This window comes from Streptomyces sp. NPDC057694 (genome assembly GCF_042799415.1).
Lineage (GTDB): Bacteria > Actinomycetota > Actinomycetes > Streptomycetales > Streptomycetaceae > Streptomyces.
Map to the genome: position 1 here is coordinate 899,999 of NZ_JBHVIX010000001.1, position 9,176 is coordinate 909,174.

Below are 9,176 nucleotides of genomic sequence, written 5' to 3' on the forward strand. Positions count from 1 at the left end.
TGAGTGAGTGCCTGTCGACGCTAAATCTAGGCGAACAGAATTGTCAACGATTTTGTTCGCACAGGTGGGCACCGGTTTTCGGTGCCCGGGGAGGGTCGGTGAGGGGTGCGCGGCGCCGTCAGCGACGTCCGGGCGGGGCTCCCCAGGGCGCTTCCAGGGCGGAACGCAGCGCGCGCAGGGCCTCCTCGCCGATGCGTTCGGCGAGTCGCGTCTCCAGCCGGGCGACCGCGCGGCGGGCCCTGTCGTGGGCGTGCCGCCCCGCGGGGGTGCGCCTCACGAGGCGCTGCCGCGCGGAGGCCGGGTCGGGCACCTGCTCCAGCAGGCCCGCGGCCATCAGCGAGCGCACGGCCTGATGGACGGTCTGCCGGGTGACGCCCGTGCGCCGGGCGAGTTCGGCGACGGTGGTGCCCTCGGCGTCGAGCGCGGCGAAGAGCTGTATCTGCGACGGCGTGACGGCCGGGACACCGCCCGCCTCCAGTGCGGCGAGCAGCCCGTCCTCGAACCAGCGGCGGGCCTCCCCCAGGAGCTGCGGCAGATCGCGTCGGGCCTCGGTCATCGCTTCCTCACATCTCCCGGGCGACCCTTGCCCGCCACCCGCACCTCGTGTCAGGCTACCTGACGTCGATCGTCAGGCAGCCTGACAACAGGAGGGTGGACAGACATGACCATGGAGTTCGCGACGCGCTATCGCACCGCCTCCCGCATCCCGGCGGATCCGTCGAAGCCGTACGTCATCGAGAAGGGCGAGGGCGACCGCGCCCATCTGTTCGGGGACCTGATCACGGTCTACGCGGGCGGCGAGCAGACCGAGAACACCTTCAACTTCTTCACCGTCGAGGGGCCGAAGGGCGACATCATCCCGGCGCATGTGCACGCGGACACGCACGAGGTGTTCTACGTGACACAGGGCGCGGTCCGGCTCTTCGTCGAGGACACCGAGGGCGAGCAGACCGAACGGGTGCTGACGCCCGGCGACTTCGGGTTCGTCCCGAAGAACTGCCCGCACGCCTACCGCATGGAGCGCCATCACACACAGGTCGTCGGCGTCGCGGCGGGCCCCGGCCACACCTTCGAGCGGTTCTTCGAGACGCTGGGCACGCCGACCGAGCAACTCGGCCTGCCCGCTGCGCCGTTCGTGCCGGAGCCGCACAAGTTCGGTTCTGTGCCAGAGCGGTTCGATGTGCGTTTCCTCCCCGACCACCAGTGGCGCGACCGGTGACGCCGGGTGAGCTGCGGGCGATGATCGCCGCCCCGCATCCCGACGTCGCCCCGCTGCCGCCCGCCGCCGAACGCCCGGGCGGGATCAGGCTGTTGCGCGGTGTGCCGTACGCGGTTCCCGACGGAGCCCGCCCGCTGGAGCTGGACCTGTGGCTGCCCGGCACGCCGGGCCCCGCTCCCCTGGTGCTGTTCGTGCACGGCGGGGCCTGGCGGCGCGGGCTGCGGGACGACATGGGCGTGGCCACGCGGGCCTGGGGTCCCGGCCCCTTCGAGCGGCTCGCGGCGGCCGGGTTCGCGGTGGCCTGCGCCGACTACCGGCTCAGCGGCGAGGCGGTGTTCCCCGCCCCGCTGGAGGATCTGCGGGCGGCGCTGCGCTGGCTCGGTGCCCGGGCGGCCGAGCTTGCCATCGATCCGGCGCGCACGGTGGTGTGGGGCGAGTCGGCGGGCGGGCACCTGGCCGCGCTGCTCGCGCTGACGCACGACGAGCCGCGGCTCGCGGGGGCGGTCGTCTGGTACGGGCCGGCCGATCTGACCACGCCACGGCCGCCGTTCGATCCCGCCGACCCGGCGACACCGGAAGCGCTGCTGCTGGGCGCGGCGCCCCGGGACGTACCGGAGGCGGCGGTCGCCGCGAGCCCTCTGCGGCAGGTCCACGGGGACGCCCCGCCGTTCCTGGTGGTCCACGGCGAGGCCGACACGATGGTGGCGTGCTCGCACGGCCGGGACCTCGCGCGGGCGCTGCGGGAGGCCGGGGCGCCGGTGGAACTGCACACGGTCGCCGGCGCCGATCACGGCTGGTACGGCCTTGACCAGGAGGAGGTCGAGCGGATCTTCACATGGTCCGTGGCGTTCGCCACCACCGCGAAATGATCTCTTTCCCTGACGCGTCTCTGCTGGCAGATTGGGCCACGCTCTCCACCGACGTGCAGAAAGAGGTCCCGCATGAGCCCGCAGTTCGGCGACTACCAGTACGAGATCTACCTCGACGGGCTGCGCGGTGTCGTCCCCACGCTCCCCATGGAGTTCGGGGAACTGGAGCGGCGGGCGGAGGCGGCGCTGCCGCCGTCGATCTGGTCGTACGTGGCCGGTGGCGCCGGGGACGAGCGGACGCAGCGCGCCAATGTGGAGGCCTTCGCGCGGTACGGGCTGATGCCGCAGATGATGGTGGGCGCGGCCCGGCGGGATCTCTCCGTGGAGCTGTTCGGGCACCGGCTGGCGTCACCGCTGTTCATGGCGCCGGTCGGGGTGATCGGGCTGTGCGCGCAGGACGGGCACGGGGATCTGGCGACGGCGCGGGCCGCCGCGCGCACCGGCGTGCCGATGGTCGCGTCGACGCTGACCGTGGACCCGATGGAGGACGTGGCCGCCGAGTTCGGTGACACCCCCGGCTTCTTCCAGCTGTACACGCCGACCGACCGGGCGCTCGCCGAGAGCCTCGTGAAGCGGGCCGAGGCGGCCGGCTACAAGGGCATCGTGGTCACGCTCGACACCTGGGTGACGGGGTGGCGCCCGCGCGACCTGTCGACGTCGAACTTCCCGCAGCTGCGCGGCCACTGCCTCGCCAACTACACGTCGGACCCGCGCTTCAAGGAGCTGACCCCGTCCGACGATCCGCAGGCCGTCGTCGGATCGTGGGTGGGCATCTTCGGCAACCCGCTCACCTGGGACGATCTGCCGTGGCTGCGCTCGCTCACCGATCTGCCGCTGATCCTGAAGGGCGTCTGCCACCCGGAGGACGTGCGCCGCGCCCGGGACGGCGGCGTGGACGGCATCTACTGCTCGACGCACGGCGGCCGCCAGGCCAACGGCGGCCTGGCGGCGCTCGACGCGCTGCCCGGAGTCGTCGAGGCGGCGGACGGCATGCCGGTGCTCTTCGACTCCGGGGTCCGCTCGGGCGCCGACGTGGTCAAGGCGCTCGCCCTGGGCGCGACGGCCGTCGGCGTCGGGCGCCCGTACGCGTACGGGCTCGCGGTGGGCGGCGAGGACGGCATCGTGCACGTGCTGCGCTCACTGCTCGCGGAGGCCGATCTGACGATGGCCGTGGACGGCTATCCGACGCTCGCCGATCTGACGCCGGAGTCCCTTGTCACCCTTCCTCGGTCCTGACGGCAAGCAGCTGCGGGCGCCGTGCGCGGCGCCCGTCGCCGGATGACCTGCCGCGCAGGCGCCGGCCGAGCCACGGCCCCAAGTAGGAGGCGAGCCAGCGCAGTTCGGTCACCGCCGACCGCGCCGGGGCCGGCCGCGGGGGCAGCGGCCGGGTCCAGGAGTCGTCGCTGCCGGGCAGCTGGAGCGCGTCGGCGACCGCGGCCGCGATCCGGGCGTGACCGATCGGGCTCGCGTGCAGCCGGTCGGCGCTCCACAGCCGCGGGTCGGTGAAGACCGGCGCGTGGGCGGTCTCCGCGAGGGCGACGTCGTGGCGGTCGGCGGCGATCCGGATCCGTGCGTTCAGTGCGGTGATCCGGCCGGCGAGCGGGCGGGCCACGGGGATCATCCGGCCGACGTCGGGGAAGGTCACCGTGGCCACCTTGGCGCCCGCCGCGGTCAGCGCCGCGAACATGGCCTCCAGGTGTCCGGCCGTCTCGTCGGCGTCGAAGGACGGCCGCATCAGGTCGTTGACCCCGGCCACGACCGTCGCCAGGTCGGGTTGCAGGGCGAGCGCGGGCCCGAGCTGCTCTGCGCGCACCTGCCCGGCGAGCCGGCCGCGCACCGCGAGATTCGCGTACCTGACATCGGGGTCGATCTCCGCGAGCAGTTCGGCCATGCGGTCGGCGCAGCCGCGCAGCCCCGTCGTGTCGTCCCCGTCGCCGACGCCCTCGGTCTGGCTGTCGCCGAGCGCCACATAGCGCAGATAGGGCGTAGCGGGGGCGGACGCGCCGGCCGGGGAAGGGGTGGAGGAGGTCATCGCTCCACCCGTGCCGTGCGCAGGTCGAGGATCTCCAGGGCGCGGCGGCCCCAGCGGAGGTTCTCCTCCTCCAGGGAGATGCCGCGCAGCAGCGTCAGATAGGGGCCGACCCGCTCGCCGTCGCGCAGGAACTCGTCCTCGGTCATGCCGTTCAGGAGGTGGGCGCGCACGCGTTCGTAGCGGGCGAGCTTGCCCGTCGCCCACGTCATGCGCTCCTCGATGTGGCCGCGCACGGCGGCCGTGTCACCGACGTCCGAGGCCTGGACCTTGACCATCAGCTCGTCGCGCACCGCCATGGGCCGCGGCTCCCTGGCCGTGAAGGCGGCGAGATCGGCGCGGCCCTCGTCCGTGAGCGTGAACAGCCGCTTGTTCGGCCGGCGCTCCTGCGGCACGACGCGGGCCCTGATCAGGCCGTCGGCGGCGAGCCGCTCCAGCTCGCGGTAGAGCTGCTGGGGCGTCGCCGCCCAGAAGTTGGAGACGGACACATCGAAGATCTTCGCCAGGTCGTAGCCCGACGCCTCACCCTCCAGCAGGGCCGCGAGCACCGCGTATCTGAGAGACATCTGGACACCGTACAGCGATGCGATTACTTTCATCCACACTTATTCAATTAGTTGAGTACGGATGGGTCGTACGAGTGGGCCGGTGGCCCGGAATCGAAAGAGGTGTCGTCATGGAGGCGTTCCGCAAGGCCGTGGAGGCGAACGACCACGCGGCGATCGAGGCGCTGCTCGCCGACGACGTCGTGTTCACCAGCCCGGTGGTCTTCAAGCCGTACCCGGGCAAGGCGATCACGGCGGCGATCCTGCGCGGGGTGACCCGGGTCTTCGAGGACTTCCACTACGTACGGGAGATCAACGACGCGGGCGGCCGCGACCACGCGCTCGTCTTCGCGGCGCGGGTCGGCGACCGGGAGTTGACCGGCTGCGACTTCCTGCATGTGAACGACGAGGGGCTGATCGACGAGTTCACCGTCATGGTGCGGCCGCTGTCCGGGGCGAACGCCCTGCAGGCGGCGATGGCGGAGCAGTTCGACCGGATCGCGCAGGAGGCCGCCCAGAACTCCTGACGGCCCGCGAGTCCTGTGCGTCGGTCCTGGCTGACGGCTCAGGCAGGGGCAGCGGTCGCCTTCCGGATCAGGCCGGTCAGGGCGGCCGCCACCGCGTCGAGCCCCCGGTGCGGTGTGACGGGTTCGTCCACGTACAGGTCGCGCCGCAGTTCCAGCATGACCGCCATGACGCGCGCGTCCCTGCCGTAGTGGCGCAACGGCACGTACGTGCCCGCGAACGGCGTGTCCAGGCCGCTCTCGCCGAGCGGCGCGAACGCGGTGCGCGCGTGGGCGAGCAGGGCGTCCGGCGTGTGGAAGGGGTCGGTGCCGAGGCAGACCGGCGGGCGGGGGCCTGTGCCGTGGAGTTCGTAGGGCAGGGCCCGGCTCGGGTAGGAGTGCACGTCGATGATCACCGCGCGGCCGGTGGCGGCGAGCCGGTCCTCGACCGCCCGGGTCATCGCCTGCGCGTACGGCTCGAAGTAGCGGGCGAGGAGGGCGGGTTCGTCCGGCGCCGGTTCGGGGCGCAGCGGTGCGCGGTGCGCGGTGCGGGTGTAGACGGCGCCCATGCCGACCGCCCGCATCTCCTCCCGCTCGTCGGGGAACCGCTCGGGGTCGACGACGAGCCGGGAGCGTTCGTTGACGAAGCGCCAGGGCGTCACGGGCGCGTCCCGGGCGGCACGCGCGGCGATCTCCTGGGTGTGCGCGTCGGTGATGAGGTCCAGCTCGCGCTCCAGGGCCGCGTCGTCGAGGAGGATGCCGGAGCGCACCCGCGGCGTGATCGTGCGGGAGCCGTGCGGCACGTGGAGGATCACCGGTGAGTCCGGGTCGCCGGGCAGGAGCCGGTGCGCGGGGCCGTCGTCGTCCGTGATGTTCATGGGGCCAGCCTGCCCCGAGTGACCCCTCTTCCGGTACGGGGCGGGGTCCGCGACGGCCCCGCCCCGTACCGGATCGACTGTTCCTAGCCGACAGGGCCTACGGGGCCGGTGAGCGGCAGCACGGCCTGGCACTTCACCGCGCGCGGGTGCGCGGGGTCGAGCGCGTTCAGCACGTACGTGAGGGAGATCGGGTCGTACGCGGCTTCGAGGTGATCCGTGAGGTCCTTGGCGCAGGCGTCCTGGACGCGGATGTTGCGGACCGTCGCGCCCGGGCCCGCCGTCAGATAGCTGTTGGTGTAGGGCGTGACGACCTCGTCGTACTTGCTGGCGATGACCGTGTAGTCGACGCCGGGCACCGTGTCGCCGCCCGCGTCGAGCTGCTTGTTGAAGTCCGAGCCGATCTCCTGCTCGACGAGGGCCGGACTGGTCTTGGTGAGCAGGTCGTTGGCCGGCTCCAGCAGATGCAGGGCGCTGCCGAGCTGGGTGATCCCGCTGAGGGTGGTGCCGTGGTTGGACGGGGTGATGCCGATGAGCTTGGCGACCTTGCCCGCGGCGCTCGGGTCGTTCTTCAGGTAGTAGCGCGGCATCGGGCCGCCGCCCTGCGAGTGGCCGACCAGGTCGACCTCGGCGGCGCCGGTGGCGGCCCGCACCTTGTCGACGAACGTGCCCAGCTTCGCCGCGCTGTCCTTCATGGGCCCGAGGCCCTGCACGGCGTCGGTCTCGCCGGCGGAGCCGTAGTTGAAGGCGAAGACGCAGTACCCGTTGTTGGCCAGCAAGGGCGCCGCGCCGCGCCAGTTGTCGTTCATGTTCTCGAGCGTGCCGTGGATGAGGACGACGGGCTGCGGGTGCTCGGCGCTCGGCCTGCAGGCCCAGTCGTTGGCTCCGTCGGGCGCCCGGCCCGCCTGGAGGAATCCCTTCAGGAATCCGCTGGTGAAGTTGTACTCGACCGGCCGAGTACTGTCGGCCGCCGTGGCGTTCGGAGCACCAAGGGCGACCAGCCCGGAAATCCCGAGGGCGCTCGCGGCCACCGCGCCAAGAATTCTGCGTCTCATTTCCAGTACCGTCCCTTGTTCTGGAATAGCGCGCCATTCGACGCGCGGACGGCGAGAAGCTAGAAGGGAGTCCGCGTCCACGGCAATGGTGCGGGCGGAGGGATTCGTGAGGCGCGCAGGACGGTGCCAGGATTGCCCCGCGGCCGGGGCCGAAGGTGTCACCCACGTGAGTGCCTTCTCGGTACTCCCACCCGGACGACCCACGATTTCGCTGGTGAGCGACCCACTAGCGGCGTTATTCGACTTGCCGTCAACATCTTGACCCGTGAGTAACCTCGGCCCATACTCGGCGGGACGGACGGACGTTGAGGTGGGGCATGAACGCTTCCGGCACGGCCGGCGCGCCGGGCTTCGGCGGCGCGTGGGCGGCCTTTCCGCAGCGGCTCGCGGCGGAACTCCGCAAGGAGAACCGCACACTGGCCGCCGAGATCATTCATGAAATCCGTCGGCAGATCCCGGAATTCTCCCGCCCGTTGTCGGGGCAGTTCGGCGCGGCCATCCAGAACGGGGTGGAAACCGCTCTCGCGGAATTCGTCGACCGGGTCGAGGAGGGCGGCGGGGAACTCGACGCGGAGCGGCTGCCCGTCTACCGGGCCCTGGGCCGCGGCGAGTTGTCGGAGGGCCGCAGCCTCGACGCGTTGCAGGCGGCGTACCGGCTCGGCGGCCGGGTCGCGTGGCGGCGCTATGTGCGCGTCGCCCGCCGTCTCTCGCTCGCCACGGACGCGGTGGCGCAGCTCGCGGAGACCGCCTTCACCCACATCGACGAGATCGCGGCGGCGTCCGTCGCCGCGTACGCCCGGGCGCAGGCCGACGCGGCCGGTACGCTCGGCCGCCGCCGCCACCGCCTGCTCACCCTGCTGATCGCGCCCGACCTCTCACCGGGTCCGCACGCCCGTACGCCCCGGGCGGACCCCGTGCCCGACGATGTGCTGCGTCAGGCGGCGCGGGACGCGGAGTGGCCGCTGCCGCGGACGGTGGCGGCGGTCGCCCTGAGCCCGAACCCGCGTGACGGAGCGGCGCCCGTGTGGCCGCCCGCAGGGTGGTCGCACGGGCTGCGGCTGCCCTCTCTGGTTCTCGCCGATCTGGACGGGCCCGCACCGTGTCTGCTCGTGCCCGATCCGGCGGAGCAGTTCGCCGACCCCCGGCTGCGGCAGGTGGTGCACGACCGGGCCGGCGCCACGGGCCCCGTCGTGCCGCTGCGGCAGGCCGCCGACTCGCTGCGCTGGGCCCGCTCGCTGCGCGCCCACGCCCCGGCGGAGGAGGCGGCCGACGCCGACCGGCGGCTCACGGACCTGCTGCTGCTCGCCGATCCCCCGCTGGTCCGGCTCATGGCGGCCCGGCGGCTCGCACCGCTGGAGGCGCTCACGCCGAAGCAGCGCGACCGGCTCGCCCACACCCTCCTCGCCCATCTGCAGACGCCGCACGGCAGCGCGCCCGAGCTCGCCGAACGCCTCGCGATCCACCCGCAGACCGCCCGGCAGCGGCTGCATCACCTCCAGCGCCTGTTCGGCGCCCAGCTCACCGACCCGGACGCCCGTTTCGAGCTGGAGGCGGCGCTGCGGGCGGGTCTCGCCTGAGCCCTCCACCGGGGAACGCCGACACCGCCGGGCCCGGGGAATATGCCACGGGCCGACCCTGTTGACGGCCGCGAAGGAGGCAACAGTGGAGCAGCAGAAGTACTACTCGCACGGAACGGCCGCGGAGCGCTGGGAGCGGGCGCGGATGTTCTTCGACGCCAAGGAGTACGCGACCGCCGCCCTGGTTCTGGACGGTCTCGTCGCCGAGGTCCCGGAGCAGGTCGGTCCGCGTCTGCTGCTGGCCCGTTCCTACTACCACTCGGCGCAACTGCGGCGCGCGGAGGCCGAGCTGCGCACCATCGTGGAGCGCGACCCGGTGGAGCACTACGCCCGCCTGATGCTCGGGCGCACGCTGGAGCGGCAGGGCCGGGGCGCCGAGGCGGCGCCGCACCTGCGGATGGCGGCGGCGTTCGCCGGGGACTTCCCCGAGGACTGATCCGCGGCGGGGGGGGGGGGGAGTGGGGGCGGACCCAACACCCTTCGACCGAGGAACGGAGGTTTTCC

The 9,176-nt window shown here is 72.8% G+C and carries 11 protein-coding genes; 6 read left to right on the forward strand and 5 right to left on the reverse strand.

Annotated elements, in window-relative coordinates:
* Window positions 1-118: 118 nt before the first annotated feature.
* A complete protein-coding gene (locus ACFVDP_RS04190; protein WP_383482879.1) occupies window positions 119-556 on the reverse strand; it encodes a MarR family winged helix-turn-helix transcriptional regulator in 438 nt (145 codons plus the stop codon).
* A gap of 105 nt (window positions 557-661) precedes the next feature.
* Between ACFVDP_RS04190 and ACFVDP_RS04195 the strand changes: the two genes are divergently transcribed.
* The 3 genes from ACFVDP_RS04195 (at window position 662) to ACFVDP_RS04205 (ending at window position 3,324) form a co-directional block, all read left to right on the forward strand.
* Window positions 662-1,219 carry a quercetin 2,3-dioxygenase gene (locus ACFVDP_RS04195; RefSeq protein ID WP_383482882.1) on the forward strand — a complete coding sequence of 186 codons (558 nt, stop codon included), beginning with the start codon at window positions 662-664 and terminating at the stop codon, window positions 1,217-1,219.
* A complete protein-coding gene (locus ACFVDP_RS04200; protein WP_383482884.1) occupies window positions 1,216-2,088 on the forward strand; it encodes an alpha/beta hydrolase fold domain-containing protein in 873 nt (290 codons plus the stop codon). The genes ACFVDP_RS04195 and ACFVDP_RS04200 overlap by 4 nt, the downstream gene beginning before the upstream one ends.
* 72 nt (window positions 2,089-2,160) lie before the next feature.
* Entirely contained in the window at window positions 2,161-3,324 is a 1,164-nt protein-coding gene (locus ACFVDP_RS04205) for an alpha-hydroxy-acid oxidizing protein (protein ID WP_383482887.1), read from the forward strand.
* Here ACFVDP_RS04205 and ACFVDP_RS04210 read toward each other — a convergent pair.
* Together ACFVDP_RS04210 and ACFVDP_RS04215 are read right to left on the reverse strand one after the other, a co-directional pair.
* Window positions 3,305-4,120 carry an SGNH/GDSL hydrolase family protein gene (locus tag ACFVDP_RS04210; RefSeq protein WP_383482889.1) on the reverse strand — a complete coding sequence of 272 codons (816 nt, stop codon included), beginning with the start codon at window positions 4,118-4,120 and terminating at the stop codon, window positions 3,305-3,307. The two genes, ACFVDP_RS04205 and ACFVDP_RS04210, sit on opposite strands and share 20 nt — an antisense overlap.
* A complete protein-coding gene (locus ACFVDP_RS04215) occupies window positions 4,117-4,683 on the reverse strand; it encodes a PadR family transcriptional regulator (RefSeq protein ID WP_383482891.1) in 567 nt (188 codons plus the stop codon). The genes ACFVDP_RS04210 and ACFVDP_RS04215 overlap by 4 nt, the downstream gene beginning before the upstream one ends.
* A 110-nt stretch (window positions 4,684-4,793) precedes the next feature.
* Here ACFVDP_RS04215 and ACFVDP_RS04220 point away from each other — a divergent pair, with 110 nt between their 5' ends.
* Window positions 4,794-5,189 (forward strand): nuclear transport factor 2 family protein, encoded by a 396-nt coding sequence (locus tag ACFVDP_RS04220; RefSeq protein ID WP_383482894.1) that lies wholly within the window; start codon window positions 4,794-4,796, stop codon window positions 5,187-5,189.
* A gap of 38 nt (window positions 5,190-5,227) precedes the next feature.
* Here the strand turns inward: ACFVDP_RS04220 and ACFVDP_RS04225 are convergent, their stop codons facing one another.
* On the reverse strand, window positions 5,228-6,043 hold the full coding sequence (locus tag ACFVDP_RS04225) for an N-formylglutamate amidohydrolase (RefSeq protein WP_383482897.1): 816 nt from the start codon (window positions 6,041-6,043) through the stop codon (window positions 5,228-5,230).
* Window positions 6,044-6,126: 83 nt separating this feature from the next.
* Window positions 6,127-7,095, reverse strand: coding sequence for an esterase/lipase family protein (locus ACFVDP_RS04230; protein ID WP_383482900.1), 969 nt, complete (start codon window positions 7,093-7,095; stop codon window positions 6,127-6,129).
* 317 nt (window positions 7,096-7,412) lie between these two features.
* On the opposite strand from ACFVDP_RS04230, the gene ACFVDP_RS04235 reads away from it, so the two are divergent.
* Window positions 7,413-8,672, forward strand: a complete 1,260-nt coding sequence (locus ACFVDP_RS04235) for a helix-turn-helix domain-containing protein (RefSeq protein ID WP_383482903.1) — start codon at window positions 7,413-7,415, stop codon at window positions 8,670-8,672.
* Window positions 8,673-8,817: 145 nt separating this feature from the next.
* The gene (locus tag ACFVDP_RS04240; RefSeq protein ID WP_383484326.1) at window positions 8,818-9,108 is read left to right on the forward strand and encodes a tetratricopeptide repeat protein; all 291 of its coding nucleotides are present in this window, start codon (window positions 8,818-8,820) and stop codon (window positions 9,106-9,108) included.
* The last annotated feature ends 68 nt before the right edge of the window (window positions 9,109-9,176 follow it).